At 69.4% G+C, this 15,820-nt stretch carries 14 protein-coding genes, 1 tRNA gene and 1 pseudogene; 4 read left to right on the forward strand and 12 right to left on the reverse strand.

Features of this window, described 5'->3' with window-relative positions; genetic code table 11:
* The 5 genes and pseudogenes from ACSAMQ_RS16715 to ACSAMQ_RS16735 all read right to left on the reverse strand — a co-directional run.
* A pseudogene (locus ACSAMQ_RS16715) lies at positions 1-515 on the reverse strand (hypothetical protein); the annotation flags it as partial.
* A gap of 141 nt (positions 516-656) precedes the next feature.
* Positions 657-1,370, reverse strand: coding sequence for an HNH endonuclease (locus tag ACSAMQ_RS16720; protein WP_435396738.1), 714 nt, complete (start codon positions 1,368-1,370; stop codon positions 657-659).
* Positions 1,371-1,534: 164 nt separating this feature from the next.
* Positions 1,535-3,325, reverse strand: a complete 1,791-nt coding sequence (locus ACSAMQ_RS16725; RefSeq protein WP_435396739.1) for an acyl-CoA dehydrogenase C-terminal domain-containing protein — start codon at positions 3,323-3,325, stop codon at positions 1,535-1,537.
* Positions 3,326-3,438: 113 nt separating this feature from the next.
* Positions 3,439-3,921 (reverse strand): LEA type 2 family protein, encoded by a 483-nt coding sequence (locus tag ACSAMQ_RS16730; RefSeq protein WP_435396740.1) that lies wholly within the window; start codon positions 3,919-3,921, stop codon positions 3,439-3,441.
* Between the two features lie 1,012 nt (positions 3,922-4,933).
* Positions 4,934-5,377 carry a DUF6491 family protein gene (locus ACSAMQ_RS16735; protein ID WP_435396741.1) on the reverse strand — a complete coding sequence of 148 codons (444 nt, stop codon included), beginning with the start codon at positions 5,375-5,377 and terminating at the stop codon, positions 4,934-4,936.
* Positions 5,378-5,546: 169 nt separating this feature from the next.
* Here ACSAMQ_RS16735 and ACSAMQ_RS16740 point away from each other — a divergent pair.
* Positions 5,547-5,622, forward strand: a tRNA-Phe gene (locus ACSAMQ_RS16740).
* Positions 5,623-6,392: 770 nt separating this feature from the next.
* Entirely contained in the window at positions 6,393-6,716 is a 324-nt protein-coding gene (locus tag ACSAMQ_RS16745) for a hypothetical protein (RefSeq protein WP_435396742.1), read from the forward strand.
* A gap of 219 nt (positions 6,717-6,935) precedes the next feature.
* Here ACSAMQ_RS16745 and ACSAMQ_RS16750 read toward each other — a convergent pair whose 3' ends face one another.
* Positions 6,936-9,080, reverse strand: a complete 2,145-nt coding sequence (locus ACSAMQ_RS16750) for a prealbumin-like fold domain-containing protein (protein WP_435396743.1) — start codon at positions 9,078-9,080, stop codon at positions 6,936-6,938.
* A gap of 666 nt (positions 9,081-9,746) precedes the next feature.
* Between ACSAMQ_RS16750 and ACSAMQ_RS16755 the strand changes: the two genes are divergently transcribed.
* Positions 9,747-10,448 carry a GNAT family N-acetyltransferase gene (locus tag ACSAMQ_RS16755; RefSeq protein ID WP_435396744.1) on the forward strand — a complete coding sequence of 234 codons (702 nt, stop codon included), beginning with the start codon at positions 9,747-9,749 and terminating at the stop codon, positions 10,446-10,448.
* 91 nt (positions 10,449-10,539) lie between these two features.
* Here the strand turns inward: ACSAMQ_RS16755 and ACSAMQ_RS16760 are convergent, their stop codons facing one another.
* The 6 genes from ACSAMQ_RS16760 to ftsY form a co-directional block, all read right to left on the reverse strand.
* Positions 10,540-10,797, reverse strand: a complete 258-nt coding sequence (locus ACSAMQ_RS16760; protein ID WP_435396745.1) for a DUF6289 family protein — start codon at positions 10,795-10,797, stop codon at positions 10,540-10,542.
* 101 nt (positions 10,798-10,898) lie between these two features.
* Positions 10,899-11,153 carry a hypothetical protein gene (locus ACSAMQ_RS16765; RefSeq protein ID WP_435396746.1) on the reverse strand — a complete coding sequence of 85 codons (255 nt, stop codon included), beginning with the start codon at positions 11,151-11,153 and terminating at the stop codon, positions 10,899-10,901.
* Between the two features lie 129 nt (positions 11,154-11,282).
* Positions 11,283-11,552, reverse strand: coding sequence for an oxidative damage protection protein (locus ACSAMQ_RS16770; RefSeq protein WP_435396747.1), 270 nt, complete (start codon positions 11,550-11,552; stop codon positions 11,283-11,285).
* Between the two features lie 76 nt (positions 11,553-11,628).
* On the reverse strand, positions 11,629-12,705 hold the full coding sequence (mutY, locus tag ACSAMQ_RS16775; protein WP_435396748.1) for an A/G-specific adenine glycosylase: 1,077 nt from the start codon (positions 12,703-12,705) through the stop codon (positions 11,629-11,631).
* Positions 12,706-12,760: 55 nt separating this feature from the next.
* Entirely contained in the window at positions 12,761-14,065 is a 1,305-nt protein-coding gene (locus ACSAMQ_RS16780) for a hypothetical protein (protein WP_435396749.1), read from the reverse strand.
* A gap of 14 nt (positions 14,066-14,079) precedes the next feature.
* On the reverse strand, positions 14,080-15,411 hold the full coding sequence (ftsY, locus tag ACSAMQ_RS16785; protein WP_435396750.1) for a signal recognition particle-docking protein FtsY: 1,332 nt from the start codon (positions 15,409-15,411) through the stop codon (positions 14,080-14,082).
* A gap of 77 nt (positions 15,412-15,488) precedes the next feature.
* On the opposite strand from ftsY, the gene ACSAMQ_RS16790 reads away from it, so the two are divergent.
* Positions 15,489-15,820, forward strand: a 332-nt coding sequence (locus ACSAMQ_RS16790; protein WP_435396751.1) for an RsmD family RNA methyltransferase, incomplete at its 3' end; no start/stop codon positions are given.

Below are 15,820 nucleotides of genomic sequence, written 5' to 3' on the forward strand. Positions count from 1 at the left end.
TCACCGCGCGCGGCTTCGGCCGGCGCAGGCGCGCTGGGCGCCGCTTGCTGCGCCGCCTTGGCTGCGGCGGCAGTGGCCTGGGCGCGGTCGGTCTGCAGCAATTCGACGACCACGTCGGGCAGGGCCGCGGTCGGGTCGGTCAGCGGTTGCTTCGGGATCTCGACCGGAGCCGGCGTGGGCGCTGGAGCCGGAGTCGGCAGGGCCTGGCCCGACTGCACCGCGATTTCTCCGAGCAGCTTGGAGATCGATTCGCTGGTGAAGGGATGCGGCAGCAGGAAATCGGCCTGGGTGCGCTGGGCCTTGGTCAGGGCGATCACCGACTTGCCGCCCGCATGCAGGCGCAGCCAGCTCATCGGGCCGTACATGCTGTCCATGTCGACGACCACGAAATGCGCCTGTTGTTCGGGCACCAGAGTCCAGTGACCGCCGAGTTGGGCGTTGGCGACCTTGAAGGCCGTCTGCAGGGCGGACTCTGTCGCCGGGTCCATGCCGGTCAGACCGAGGGTCAAAGGCATCTGTTAGGTGTCCGTGAAATCGATTGCGACGAGTGTCCGGGACGACTGGATTGTCGTCAACGCGCGCTATACGTCGTTTATGACCCTTATTCGGCACTTCGGCCGGACTCGACGCGCCAATACTGCGACGGACTTCACGCCTTATGCATTCAGGCGCGCGTTCTTCGGCAGCTGGTTTTTCAGGAAGGTCATCTGGTCGGCGAGGATATTGCGGTTGGACAGGATCAGGTGCTCGACCCAGCTCGGGCGATACGGCACCGCGAGCAGCGGCATGCCGGCCTGCTGCGGCGTGCGGTTGCCCTTGCGCGAGTTGCACTGGAAGCAGGCGGCGACCACGTTTTCCCAGATGTCGCGGCCGCCCTTGGACACCGGCACGACGTGGTCGCGGGTCAGGTGCGGGCGGTGGAAGTCGTGGCCGCAATACATGCACAGGTGGCTGTCGCGCGCGAACAGCGCGGCGTTGGTCAGGGCCGGAGTGGGGTCGAGCGCGCTCGGGCGGGCGTGGCCGCGCGCGGCGACGATCGGATGCAGTTCGAGCACGCTGCGCTCGCCGGTCAGCCGATTGGTGCCGCCGTGCACTTCCAGGCAGGGGTCGCCCAAGGTCCAGGCGACCGCGCCGCGCACGTACAGGCAACTGGCTTCCTGCCAGTTCATCCAGTCGAGCACGCGTCCATGCGCGTCGAGCGACAGCAGCCGCACCGAGTTGAGTCGTTCGAGCGCGTTGCGCGGAACCGCGCGGGGGCCGGCCCAAGGCGAGTAAGGATCGCAGACGCCTGTAGCGTCCGGCTCACGCTGAAGCATTTCAGCGTGGGTTCCGGTTCGGACCAGGCGGATCTTCGCTCTATCGGTCTCCATCGGGAATCCAGCTTATACCCGTTTGATGACGATTTTGGTAGTTGCCGGCGAGGTCTCGCGCGCCGCGGTCCGAACGGGACGGCATGCGTTGGGCCGGATGCCTCCGGAAAACTGCGGTCCCGCCGGACGCCGGCCGGCGGAACCGCTTGCTTGCGGCCGAAGCCTCAGACGTCGAAGGCTTCCGCGTCCAGGCCGGTGAGGGTCTCGACGCTGGCGCCGATGGCGATCGCATGGGCCTGGGCGCGCGGCAACAGGCGGGCGAAGTAGAAGCGCGCGGTCTCGCGCTTGCCGGTCTTGAAGCGGGCCGACTGCGACGAGGCCTCGCTCGCGGCGACGCTGCGCGCCCACCAGTAGGCCAGCGAGACATAGCCCGAGTACATCAGGTAGTCGTAGGCGGCGGCGCCGACTTCGTCGGGGTTGGCGGCGGCGCGCTTGCCCACCGCCATCGTCAGCTGCTGCCATTCGCCGGCCTTGGCGCGCAGCGGGCCGACGAACTCGGCGACCGCGGCATTGGCTTCGTTGTCGGCGCAGAAGCGTTCGATCTTCTCCAGCATCACGCGCAGACCGGCGCCCTGCAGCTGCATGACCTTGCGGCCGAGCAGGTCGAGCGCCTGGATCCCGGTAGTGCCTTCGTACAAGGTCGTGATGCGGGCGTCGCGGGCGAGCTGCTCCATGCCGTGCTCGGCGATGTAGCCGTGGCCGCCGAAGCACTGCAGCGCATGGTAGGTGCATTCCACGCCCCACTCGGTGAGGCAGGCCTTGACGATCGGGGTCATGAAGCCGATCAGCGCATCGGCTTCGGCGCGTTCCTTTTCGTCGCTGCTGGCATGGGCGATGTCGACCTGCAGCGCGGCGTCGTAGCCCATCACCCGGCCGCCTTCGACCAGCGCCTTGCAGGTCAGCAGCATCCGGCGCACGTCGGGGTGGACGATGATCGGGTCGGCCGGCAGCTCGGGGAATTTCGCGCCCGACAGCGAGCGCATCTGCAGGCGGTCGCGCGAATAGCGCAATGCGTTCTGCAGCGCGCGGTCGGACAGGCCCAGGCCTTGCAGGCCGACCGCGAGGCGGGCGGTATTCATCATGGTGAACATCGCCATCAGGCCCTTGTGCGGCTGGCCGATGAGATAACCCTGCGCGCCGTCGAAATTCATCACGCACGTGGCCGAGCCGTGGATGCCCATCTTGTGCTCGAGGCTGCCGCAGCGCACCGCGTTGGCCTCGCCGGTGCTGCCGTCGCGCGCGACCTTGATCTTCGGCACGATGAACAAGGAAATGCCCTTGCTGCCGGCCGGTGCGTCGGGCAGGCGCGCGAGCACCAGATGAATGATGTTGTCGGTGAGGTCGTGCTCGCCGGCGGTGATGAAGATCTTAGTGCCGGTGATCGAATAGCTGCCGTCGGCCTGCGGTTCGGCCTTGGTCTTGAGCAGGCCCAGGTCGGTGCCGCAGTGCGGTTCGGTCAGGCACATGGTGCCGGTCCAGCGGCCTTCGACCAGCGGCTTGAGGAAGACTTCCTGCTGCCATTCCTCGCCGTGGTGCAGCAGCGCTTCGGTGGCGCCGTGCGAGAGCAGCGGGAAATTGCCCCAGGCCAGGTTGGCGGCGTCGATCATTTCCTTGAGCGGCACGCCGGCCGCGTGCGGCAGGCCCTGGCCGCCGAACTTGATCTCGGCGGTGAGGCCGGACCAACCGCCTTCGACGAACTGGTTGTAGGCCTGCTTGAAGCCCGGCGGCGTAGTGACCGCGCCGGTGGCCTTGTCGTGGCTGCAGCCGATCTGGTCGCCGATCGCGTTGAGCGGGGCGAGCACGGTTTCGTTGAAGCGCGCGCCTTCCTCGAGTACGGCGTCGAGCACGTCGCGGGTGGCGTCGGTGTAACCCAGGCGCTGGAACTGGGCTTCGGCGCCGAGGACGTCGAACAAGACGAAACGCATGTCGGCGAGAGGGGCTTTATAGGTGCTCATAGGCTCGGGAATGGGGAAAGAGGAGGGGAATCGAAACGGCTAGGGCGGCGAGAGCGACAGATTCGGGCAGGGAAAGAGCCGAGGTCGGCTCTACCGGTTCCCCCTTCCCGACCTCAGCGCATCACCCCGGGCAAGCCCGGGGCCGGGCTCAGCGCGCTGCTGCGCTCGACGGTGAAGATGCGTTGCTTGGCTTCGTCGGGGGTCGCGGCGATGTCGCCCTTGAGGCTGTAGGCCAGGCTGCGGCCGCCGGATAGTGCGTCGGCGATGGCGATCTTGGCCGCGCCCGAGGGGGTCAGTTCGACGACGACCACGTCGGCCGATTCCGGGCCGATCGAAACCGCCGGTTGGGCCACGAGTTGGCCGGCGGTGTCTTCGCCGAGTTTGAGCTGCAGGTCGAAGCGGTCGAAGCGCATCGGGATGCTGCTGAAGTTCTCGATCCGCACCTCGACCGCCCAGCTACCGTTGGCGCGCACGGTCAGTTGCTGGATGCGCGCGGCGGGCTCGGAGACGCGGCGGACCTGTCCCCCGCCGCAACTGGCGAGCAGGACGGCGGCGAGCGCCAAGCCGAACAGACGCATCCAGGACCCTGCTTTCATGCCGCCGCTCCGTCGTGATGGAACCGCGAGGATACTACGGCGCATGGTGGCGCCGTCAGGGCCGTGTCGGCGGTGGCAGATAGGCGTGGACGCCCGGTGCCGGGTCAGCGCGCGGCGCGGGATTCGCCGTGCGCGACCGATGCGGGGGCGGCCATGGCCTGAACCGCGCCGGCGCGCAGGTAGCCGCCGGGGGAGGCGAGCGAAGAGGCGCGGGTACCCGGGTTCGGCGCCGGGCGCGCGTCGCGGCTGCCCGCCATAAGCGACGAAGCAGGCGCGGCTGGCGAGGAGGCAGATGAAGGCCCGGGCGAAGGCCCCGGTGAATATCCGGGCAAGCCCACGGGCGACGCGTCAGGCGATGCGAGAGGCGAGGGGGCGGGCGCAGAAGAAGGCGCCGCCGCCTGGGCCAGCAAAGCCAGCACCGAGACGGCGGCCAGTACGAGGAGATAGCGAGGCAGCTCGTGGAGCATGTCCTGGACCACCGATGCGGCCTTCATGCACGAACCCCGCGTAGACCACGCGGGACAGACCGACTGGCCGTCCTGGCCCTCGGTGCGAACTCCGTTTCGCCGTGCATGCCCACTTCCCCAACACTTGCAAAGAGTAGCCCCGACTCCGCTGGCTCACCTGCTCAAGGTGACGGCCTTAATCCGTTGCTGAGCGGCATCCGTGTCATCGCATCGACCGTGCTGCCGGGGCGAGCGCAGATTGGACTTCGACGCGGCCGGGCGCAGTAGGTCGAACGCGCGGCGCCGTGTAGGATTTTTCTGACCCCGGTCACGCTCCGCCGGCAGCCGGTTCGACCAGGGCGGGGCTCCATCCGTCCGTGCTCGGTCGCGAGCGAGGCCAGGCCTCAGGGCCGGGCCTCAAGCCCGAATATCGGATCGCGAGGTTGCGTTCGTGGGCGGCGGCTCGTTCGGCGGCGCAGCGACCGCGGCGGGCAGGTGTTATTCGCGGCGGTCCGTGGCCGATAGGACTCGCGCGAGCGCGATGCCGAACCGGGCGCCGCCGACTGTCAGGGCGTCGGGTCTTGCGGCATCGTTCCGGCTTCGCGCATGTCGCGTTGGGCCTGCTTGATCGCCTTGACGTCGAGCGGAAGGATGCGGCCGATGAAGCAGGGCATCTTGATCGACTGCGGTCCGAGCACGGTGACCTTGTCGAAGCGCGAGTGCACGCGCCCCATCTGATTGCTGACGCTGATCGCCGAGGCGAACTCGAGGTCCGGGCAACGCCCTTGCAGTTCCAGCAGGTAGGCTTGGCTGGGTTTGGTCCACACCGCGAGCGCGCTGTCGCCGAGCGGGGTCCAGCCGTCGATGCGGCCGAAGTACTGGAAGCTGTCGACGGGGGCGGCGGCGTGCGCGCGATACAGCGCCAGACGCTGCGCATCGTCCATCCTGGGATTGCTCGCGCAGGCGCTCAGCAAGAGCAGGGCGAGAGCGGCCGGAATCAGGCGTTGCATGATCCACTCCTCGGCGGCGAGGCCGCCATTGCGGTCCAGGCCGACATGATGCGCCGGCCGCGGCGGTGCGTCGCATCGAGCTCGCGCAACGTTCAGCGCCGATGAGGCTTGCCAGATTCCATCGGCGTCCGTATCATCCCGCTCCTCTCACGGCGCACCGTGAAAGAACGGCCGGGTAGCTCAGTTGGTAGAGCAGGGGATTGAAAATCCCCGTGTCGGGGGTTCGATTCCCTCCCCGGCCACCATTTGCATCAAGGGCTTAGCGTTCGCGCTAGGCCCTTGGTCTTTTGGGGGCAGGCGATGCCTGCGCCGGAGCGATCGCGACGATCGCCCGACGCCCTCGGCGTCGTGCGCCGGATGCTCCGGCGACACCATTGGACTGCACGCACCGGCTACGAGCGCGAGCCGCCCGATTCGATCAAGGCGCGTCGGCGAAGAGGTCGCGAGCCGGGCCCTGCCGCATGGCGCACTGCGAGCCGACGGGTCGGCAAACTGCGCTGTCGACCGAAGGATGGGCGGTGATGTTCGAAGAATTTCTCGCGGCGGCGTGGCCATGATCGTTTTCGCCGCGGCCCTGCGGTTTTTCTTCGGCCGTGGCGGGGCCTCGAGCCTCGACGCGATGGCCGACGGTTACGAAGACGCCGGCGATGCAGAGGATGCGAGGAAGCTGCGGGATACCGCCAGGCCTTATCGCGTTCGTGCCGACGCTACTTATATGGCTTGTCGATCGTCGGTCTGGCGACGATCCTGGTGTCGCTGATCGGCCGACTATGACGGCCGGGATGGGCTTACAGGGCTTGCCCGCCGCGCGCGTTTCCATTCGATTGGAGCCCCCTTCTTCCGCACAGGCTGCGTCTATTACGGCCGGCGCCGGTGCGAAGCGCTGGTTCGAGTCCGCGACTCATGGTCACGACCCCGTAGGCGTTCTCGCGGGTAGGGGAAATCCGACCCGCGCATGCGGCTACGGCCGACTGCGTCCGGCCAGCCGGGCCGCCAAGCTGGTGAAGCTGGCAACGTGTGGCCCTCCCTCGGTAGCAGTTTCCACACGGCAACGGCCTTCAAGGACGAAGGCCCGCCAGCAACATCGTCTGCCTATCGAAGACGTCGGTTGTGCGCGGTGCTGCCGCGTATCGTCGTCGGCCATCGCGGCCTTGTTGGCCGTGCTGGCGATCAGCCTGGCCGCGTCCTACGCGGCACGGCGACGCATCATCTCGACTACGACTACGACTACGACTACGACTACGACTACGACTACTACGAGTTGCTGCGCTGCGGGTGCCGTTGCAACGGCAACCTTGTTGCAATCGCGAACGCCACGCCACGGTCGGCGCTGCCGTGATGCAACGTCAGCGTCAACCGCAGCCGCACCGAGAAGGCAACGGCAGAATCAATCGCAACCGCAACCGCAACCGCAATCGCAATCGCAATCGCAACCGCAACCGCAACCGCAACCGCACGCCGTGGGCCGTGGGCCGTGAGCCGGCGCCGGACGCAGGGCGCTAGCAGGCGCAGGGACATCAGCCGCGTCTGCGCTTTCGCCCAGCGCGGCAATCCCGCCTCAGTTGATCGTGCAGTTCAAGGTCACCGTCACGCTGGCGCCGTTCGCCAGGGTGCCCAGGGATACGCCTGTGTCGAGCGCAGCCAAGGTCATCGGCGTCGGCGGGCAGGCACTGCCGCTGCAGGTCGGCGGCGCCGTGCAGCTCAGGTGGCTGCGGCCCGCGGCGGGGTCGCGCAGGACCGCACCGGTGACGGCGTCCGGACCGTTGTTGGTGACCACGATCGAATAGGTCGTCGAGGCGCCGCGGGTCAGGGTGTCGCCGGCCTGATCGTCGGGGCCGGCGCCGGGCGTGTTGGTCTTGCTGATGGCCAGGTTGGCCAGCGGCGCGCGGGTGTTGGAGAAGCTGCAGGTCAGATCGTCGCCGGCCGCCGCGGTGAGGGCGAAGCTCGCGCCGCTGCCGCTCGGCGCCTGTCCGCCGGCGAGCGCATTGGTGCAGGCATAGCCGGTGGTGTAGTTGGCCAGGTTGGCGCCGGCCGCGCCCGCCTCGGACAGGGTGTAACTCGCCCCGACGACGCCATTCAACAGCGCCTCGCCGGTCGCGGTGCTGCCGCTGCCGGTGGTCGTGGCGGTGGCCGGGCCGCCGCTGCCGGCGATGCTCAGCGCGAACTGGTCGGCGTCGACGAAACGGCCCAGGGGCAGCGCCTTGCGCAAGCGCAGGATCGGTTGCTTCTGGAACACCAGCGGACCGCTGGCGGTGTCGTTGGCGGTGTTGAAGTCGTTGTTGGTGGCATCGCCGTCGCCGTCGGGCACGGCGCGGCCGAGCGCGGCGTTGGCGGTGTAGCTGCCGCTGAGGGTGGGCGAGTTGACCGTGACCGGAATGGTGAAGCCGACCGTGCCGCCGTTCGCGCCGGGCGCCGCCGCGGCCGCCAGCGGGGTCGGGTTGAGTGCGCAGGTGACCACGGTATTCGCGCCGTTGGCGGTGCAGTTGGCCGGCAGGGTGCCGGCGGTCCAGCCGGCCGGCAGGGTCGCGACCACGGTAAAGCCGTCGTCGCCATCGGTAGCGCCCGGGCCGCGATTGGTCGCGGTCAGCACGATGTTCTGCAGCTGGCCGTAGTTGCTGTAGGCCGGCGCCGGCGTGGTCAAGGTCACCGCGATGTCGGGCAAGCCGGTGACGGTGAGCGTGCAGGACGAGTCTTGTTCGTTGAGCAAGGCGATGCCGGTCAGGCAGGTGCCGCTGGAGACGAAGGTGTTGGCGGCGATGCCGCCCGGCCGCTGGCTGATCGCCGCGCGGTAGTTGCTGCCGGGCAGCACGTAGATTTCGCTCGCGGTCTGCACGGTGGCGAGGTTGGCCGCGGCATCGGCATGCGGCGTGCGGCCCGCGCCGGTGGTGCCGGCGCCGTTGTCGAGCAGGGTCGTGCCCTGGGTCAGATTGACCAGCCAGCCGCTGCCGCCACGGGTCTGGTTCCAGGCGAAATCGGTGAAGCTCAGGATCGCCGAGTGGCGCGCCTGCAGCAGGGTGCCGCAATACACGTTGATGCCGTCGTAGCCTTCGCCGCCGGCTTGCATGTACAGGCCCGACACCAGCGAGGTGGCGGTGTTGTTGCAGAACGGCCCGCGCACGACGTGGGCGGGCTGGCCGACCATCGTCTCGCGCACGCCGACTTCGACGCTGGTCGAGGTGCCGGTGGTCATGCGGACCCAGGAGTTCGCGCTCAAGGTCAGCGGCCGGCAGACCAAGTTCAAGGAGGAGGACCACGGCGGGTACTGGCCGTTCGACCATTCGCGATCCCAGCCGCCGAACTGGTGCACGAGTTGGTTGGCCGGGCAGTAGCCGGTGACTTCGGTGCCGGGCTCGGCGTAAGAGCCCGACAACACGTCCGGGGTGCCGTTGGCGTTGCGGTTGACCACGCTGACCGTGGTGCCGTCGGTGGTGATGCCGCCGCAGTACAGCCCCACGCGGTTGGTCATGCCGCGGGTCGAGCTGATCCCGGCGCTCATCGACTTGTCGCGGTGATAGCCGCCGCGCACGACCGTGCCGGCCTGGCACTGCAGGGCGCCCGAGCCGACGTCGCCTTTATTGGTGCCGATGGTGCCGGTCGGGCTCGCCCCGGCCTGCACGCCGATGCCGGCCTGGCCGTGGGCGGTGCCGATGCCGGCCGCCGAAAGCGCGAGCAGGCACAGGGGAAGCAAACGTTTTGCCGACATGCGGGGACGGTCCTTGCGAGGCTGGAGCGCGATCGGGCGAAAGCGCCGTTACTGTGATCTGGGTCGCAAAAATTGTGCCATCCGTCACAATTTTGAAGGAGGTGCTGTCGGCTGGGCGCCGACGGCGCCCTGGTCGCCTGTGCCCAGAGGCCGGAAATTCCACAGAGTGCCGCTGATGGTCAGTTTTTGACCCCGGGGGCGGTTGAGAGCCCCGAGGCACTCGCGGCGATCGTCCGGTCGTGCTCGATCCGGTAGAGCGAAGGCGCAGCTTCCCGGGACTGCCGGCAGCAACGACCTAGCCCAGGGGCGGGGGCGCGATGGTCGCAGCGCCGCGATTTGACACTCGCCGGCGTGCGCACTACGGTGCGCGTCCCCATCACCGTCATCCGGCGGGCCCAGAGGGACAACATGTCTGAGAGTGTAGCCACCCGCTAAACCTTCACTGCGTGAAGGTGGGTAGACGCGTCGAGTTCGTTCGCCATTCGCGCATAGCGAATGCGCGCCGCCGCGTCCGTTTCGGCTACAACCGACATCAGATATGACTATTTCGCAAAACAAGCGGCGTGCATTGCGCGCGTCCGCCCCGGGTGGAGTCGTCCACCATCGCCGCGCCATCGGCGCGCACTGCATCGCCACTCTCATCGCTTGCCGCGATTCCGCCATCGCGTGCACGGCCCGACGCAGGCCTTCGGTCTCGTCCGCACGGCCGTGGTCCCCGCACTCAAGCGGCTCGCCGCCGTCGCCCGGCATTCGAAGAGGCGTAAACCCGCGACGCCACGCACATCGGAGGCCGGCATGCTGAGCTTGCTGATGTTCAGCCGCGTCCGCACGGAACCCGCATCCGAACAGGAGAAGCCCATGCGCATCGAACCGGAAAACGCCGCGCATCATGCCGGCATCAACGCCGTCACGCGCGCGGCCTTCGCCGGCGACGGCGAGGCCGAACTGATCGAACGCCTGCGCGCGGACGGATTGGTCCGGCTGTCCCTGGTCGCCGTCGACGGCGATCGAGTGGTGGGGCATGTGATGTTCACCACCCTGCATGTCGCCGTCGACGGACGCCTCCTCGACGCGCTCTGCCTCGCGCCGGTATCGGTGCAGCCGCAGTACCAGGGATCGGGCATCGGTTCGATGCTGATCCGCGAGGGGCTCGCGCGGGCGAAGGCGCTGCGCTGCGAAGCGGTGGTGGTGCTCGGCCACGCCGCGTACTACCCGCGCTTCGGTTTCTCCGCGGCGCTGGCCGGCAAACTCGCCGCGCCGTTCGCGGGCGAGTCGTTCATGGCGCTGGAACTGGCCGAAGGCGCGTTGGCCGGCGAAGCCGGCGTCGTGGTGTATCCGCCTGCCTTCGGCATCGACGGCGGGCATTGAGCGCATCGCCTAAAGACGAAGCCCACCTGACCGGGTGGGCTTCGTCGTGTTGCAGCTCAGCCCGGCGCCGATGCGACGGGCGCGCAGCGACTCATGGTTCCCAACCGCAGGTGCTCTTGGCGTAGGTGAAATATCGGGTGCGTTCGCCCCACTCGAAGGGCTCGCCGCAGTGGCCGTAGCCCAGGCCGCCGACTTCGACCGTGCGGGTCGCGTCGGAGTAGTAAGTGAAGACATAGCCTTCGCCGGGACCGGCATGCGGCAACGCGGCGGCGGCCAGCGACACCGCCATGCCGGCGGCGAGCAGCAACAACGACAACTTGTTCTTCAAGGGCTTGTTGGTTGCGGACATCGCGATTCTCCTTGAGGCCGGGCGCGGCACGCAGCGAATCCGGCCCGCTCGCGGCGGACCGGATAGGCTGGCGACCGGCGCGCTGCGGCCGAAGCGGCCGATCAGGGCTGCGGATTGCAGGTGGTCTTGTAGTAGGTCGAGTACGAGGTCATGCGGCCCCACTGGAAGGGCTCTCCGCAGTAACCGTAGGAACGACCGCCGACTTCGACCGTGCGCGTCGCGTCGGAGTAGAACGTGAAGGTGTAGCTCTCGCCCGGGCCGGCGTGCGGCAGGGCCATGGCGGCCAGCGAGACGAGCATGCCGGCGGCGAGCAGGAACAGCGACTTCGTCTTGAGTTGCTTATTCGACTTGAACATCAGGACTCTCCCTTGTGCCTGTGGACTCCGGACCGGCCGGAGTTCCCCGGTTCTACACGAAACCGGCGCATCGCCGCGATGCGGGTCACGACTCCGTGGCCGGAAACGTGACGGATTTCCTGCTGCGGATCAGGCCTGCGGCACGTAACCGTCCGGCTTGGCCGCGCCGCCGCCGAACAGGAATTTCTCCATTTCGCCTTCGAGGAAGGCGCGGTGCTTGGGGTCGAGCGGCGACAGCCGGTTCTCGTTGATCAGCATGGTCTGGTGAGCCAGCCAGGCGGCCCAGGCCGGTTTGCCGACGTGGGCGAACACGCGCTTGCCCAGTTCGCCGGGCCAGGGCACGAAATCCAGGCCCTCGGCCTCGCGTTGTTCGTACTCGCAGAAAACGGTGCGGCTCATGCGGATGGTCCTGGGAAGTGGCGGAAAGTGGCGAGCGTCGCCGCGGGGCGGCGTTCGCTCGCGCATCGGCGTGGCGTCACGACGACTCGATCAGTTTGCGGATCGGCGCCGGGATGCCGAGGGTGGCCAGTTCGGCGCGTTCGAACCAGCGCAGGTCGTCATTGTCGCGCACGCCGTGGCGCAAGGCGACCGGGCGCCAGCGTCGCGGTTGCAGTTCGAGTTTGTAGTGGCTGAAGGCGTGGGCGATCGGCGCCAGTTCCTCGCCGTCGCCGAACTCGCCGCTGACGTGGGCGGCGAACCACCGCGCTGCGCCGTCTTCGTCGTCGCTCTGCGGCAGGGTCCACAGCGAAGCCCAGATGCCCGCCGGCGGACGGCGCTGCAACAGCACCCGGTTGTTGCGGTCGAGCAGCCACAGCACCTGCGCATGGCGTTGCGGCGCCACCTTGCCGGGCTTCGGCGTCGGCAGTTCGGCCACGCGGCCCTCGATGCGCGCGACGCAATCGTGCTGCAGCGGGCACAGGATGCAGGACGGGTCGCTGCGCGTGCACAAGGTCGCGCCGAGATCCATCTGCGCCTGGGTGTAGTCGGTCATGCGCGCATGCGGCAGATGCGATTCGGCCAGCGCCCACAACTGGCGCTCGATCGCCGGCAGGCCCGGATAGCCGGCGATGCCGTGATAGCGGCTCAGCACGCGCTTGACGTTGCCGTCGAGGATGGCGTGGCGGTCGTCCCAGGCTTGCGAAAGAATCGCCGCGGCGGTGCTGCGGCCGATGCCGGGCAGGGCGGTCAGGGCGTCGATGTCGCGCGGCAGCTCGCCGTCGTGGCGTTCGACGCAAAGCTTGGCGGTCGCGTGCAGATTGCGCGCGCGGGCGTAGTAGCCCAGCCCCGACCACAGGCCCAGCACGGTATCCAGCGAGGCCGCGGCGAGCGCAGGCAGGGTCGGAAGGACATCGACGAAACGCTCGAAGAACGGCGCGGCGGTCTTGACCTGGGTCTGCTGCAGCATGATCTCCGACAGCCATACCCGGTACGGCGTGCGCGGGTGCTGCCAGGGCAGGTCGTGGCGGCCGCTGACGTCGAACCAGGCCAACAGACGGCTGGCGTAGGCGTCGTCGCCGGCGGCGTGGGAAGCGATCTGGCTGGCTGCGGCCACCGCGGCGGTCCTGCTTGTGCGTGGCTTCGTTGCGCGCTGCTTCATGCGGCTGTTTTCATTGGAGCGGTGGAGTCGTGGCTGGCGTGGATACGGCGGTCGCCGGCGTCGCGTCGTCTTCGATCTCGATCTCGACCCCTTCGAGGGTGGCGCCGGACACTTCGATCCGCGGCGTGCTCAGGCGGCCGCTCAACGGCGGCAGCAGCGGGCCTTCGTTCGCGTCGACCCAGTCCAGCACCGCCGGCAGCCGGAAGCGGCCATCGAAGCGGGTCTGGTCGCGTTGCAGGCGCAGCGCGCTGTCGCCGGAAAAATCGCCCGGGCCGGCGTAGTCGAGCACGAACGGCAGCGGCGACTTCGACTGCCCCAGCGGCGGCGGCAGTGCCGGCCAGGCTTCCGGCCATTGCGCGAGCACGCCGTCCAGATGCAGTCGCAGCTCCTCGCCGAAGGCGAAGCGCCCGTTCGCGTCGAGCTGCGGTATCGCGTCCTTGCCGCGCAAGGCGGCGCCGAGCGGCGCCAGGGTCAGCGCCGCATCGCGATAGCGCAGCGGCCCGGCCAGGCCGAACACGAAGGGCAGGTCGGTGTCGCCGGCGCGGTAGCGCGCATCGGCGCCGAGGCGCAGGCGATCGAGGCCGAGTCCGTCGTCGCCGGAATGCAGCAGGGCGCCCAGGCGGATCCGCATCGGCAGGGTCCAATCCTTGGCCTGCACCTCGACACCGCCGGACAGGCCGAGGCCGCGCGCGAGCGCCGGGCGTTGCAGGGTCGCGGCAAGATCGAACGGAACCTGCACGCCGGCGCCGAGCACGCGTCCGCCGAGGCGCGCGCGCAGCGGCCGCTGCGGGTGCAATTCGGGCGCCGACAGCGAGAGTCGTTCGATCGACCAGCCCGCGCCGATCGCCTGGCCGCTCACGATGCTCAGACCCTTGCTCAGAGTCGGAATCCGCATGGGCCCGGTCGACGGCGGACGTGTCGCCAGCCAGGCCTGCAAGGCGGCGACATCGAGTTGCGGCGCATCGAGTTCGACCCGCTCCACCTCGAGCAGATCGCCGGCGGCGCGGATGGTGCGCCACGGCAGGGCGAGGTAGACGCGCTCGGCGCGCAGCAAAGGCGCCGCCGCGCCGGGCTGGCGCGCGACCAGGTCGCGCACCACCAGCATCGGCGTGCCGCGCAAGCGGTACTCGCTGGCGCCGCTGGCGGTGATCTCCAGCCCGAGCGCCTTGCCGACCTGGCCCAGCAGGATGCCGCTGACCTGGCTGGGCTGCGACACCCAGCGCAGGGCGATCGCGGCGGCCAGCAGCACGACCGCGACGATCGCGATCCGCTTGCGCGAGCGGCGCGCCGGCGCCGCCGTGGGCATCTCGGGCATGGCGAGGCCGCGCCTCAGCCGCCCAGCGCTTCGGGCAACAGGGCGTCGACGAAGGCCTCAGCATCGAACACGCGCAGATCCTCGGGGCGTTCGCCGATGCCGGCGAAACGGATCGGAATGCCGAATTCGCGGGCGAGCGCGAACACCACGCCGCCCTTGGCGGTGCCGTCGAGCTTGGTCACGACCAGGCCGGTGACGCCGACCGCGGCATGGAACTGGCGCAACTGCGAGAGCGCGTTCTGGCCGGTGGTGCCGTCGATGACCATCAACACTTCGTGCGGCGCGGCCGCGTCGACCTTGGACAGCACGCGGCGGATCTTGCCGAGTTCGGCCATCAATCCCTGCTGGGTGTGCAGGCGGCCGGCGGTGTCGGCGATCAGCACCTGGGTGCCGCGCGCCTTGGCTGCCTGCAGGGCGTCGAACGCGACCGAGGCGGCATCGGCATTCTGGCCCTGGGCCACGACCGGCACGCCGTTGCGTTCGCCCCAGGCCTGCAACTGCGCGACCGCGGCGGCGCGGAAGGTGTCGCCGGCGGCGAGCATCAACGGGCGGTTCTCGTCGCGGAAGCGCTTGGCCAGCTTGCCGATGGTGGTGGTCTTGCCCACGCCGTTGACGCCGACCGTCAGCACCACGAAGGGTTTGGCCTGGGTGTCGATGACCAGCGGCCTGGCGACCGGCCGCAGCATCGCGATCAGATCGGTGCGCAACGCCGCGAGCAAGGCGTTGGCGTCGGCGAACTCGCGCGACTTCATCCGCTTGCGCAGGCTTTCGACCAGCTGGGTGGTGGCGGTGACGCCGACGTCGGCGGTGATCAGCGCGGTTTCGATCTCGTCGAGCAGGTCGTCGTCCAGGCGCGGGTTGCGCGAGAACAGGCCGCCGAAGCTGCGCGCGAACACGCTGCCGCGCAGGCGTTCGCGCCAGCCGGATTTGCCCGCGGCGGCGGCCGGCTTGTCGATGTAGTCGGCCGGCCCGGATTCGCCTGGTACCGAGATGACCGTGACCGACGCGGCGGCCGGCGCTGCAGCCGAAGTGGTCGCCGGCATGGAAGGAGCGGCGGCCGGCGCCCCCGGCAGCGGCGGCTCGACTTCGAGCGCGGCAGCCAGGACTTCGGCCGGCACCGGCGGCTCGGGTGCGGGTTGTGGGACGGGCTGCGCGGCGGCAGGAGCCTGCGGCGCAGCCGGTTCGACTGCGGCCGGCGCGGCCGCGGGCGCTTCGGCTGGAGGCTGTGCAGGCTCGGGCCGCGCGTTCGGAAACGCGGCGGCCAGTTCTTCGGTGGTGAAACGGCGTTCGGAAGACGAGCTTCCGCCGGCGGTTTCGGGCTTCTTGCGGCGAAAAAAACTGACCATTCGGGAGGCTGGGGGCGAGAAGGCGCGGGGATGCGCGAGAATGCGCACATGCTAGCACCGGCCTCCAGGCGCCCCCGATGAAGACTCCACAGCGCGGCCCGCGTCGCGTTCCCGCTGCCCCGACCGGCGGCGCCCCGACCGGCAAGGTCCGCATCATCGGCGGGCGTTGGCGCGGCACCCGCCTGGCCGTGGCCGATGCGCCCGGCCTGCGCCCGACCTCCGACCGCGTCCGCGAGACCTTGTTCAACTGGCTGATGCCGGTGCTGCCGGGAGCGCGCGTACTCGACCTGTTCGCCGGCAGCGGCGCGCTCGGCCTGGAAGCGCTGTCGCGCGGCGCCGCCTCGGCGGTGCTGGTCGAACGCGACCCGGCCCTGGCCGCGGAACTGCGCGCGCTGACCGGCCGGCTGCA

Origin of the sequence: Lysobacter sp. 1R34A (assembly GCF_051217035.1) — a bacterium.
Classification (GTDB): Bacteria; Pseudomonadota; Gammaproteobacteria; order Xanthomonadales; family Xanthomonadaceae; genus Lysobacter.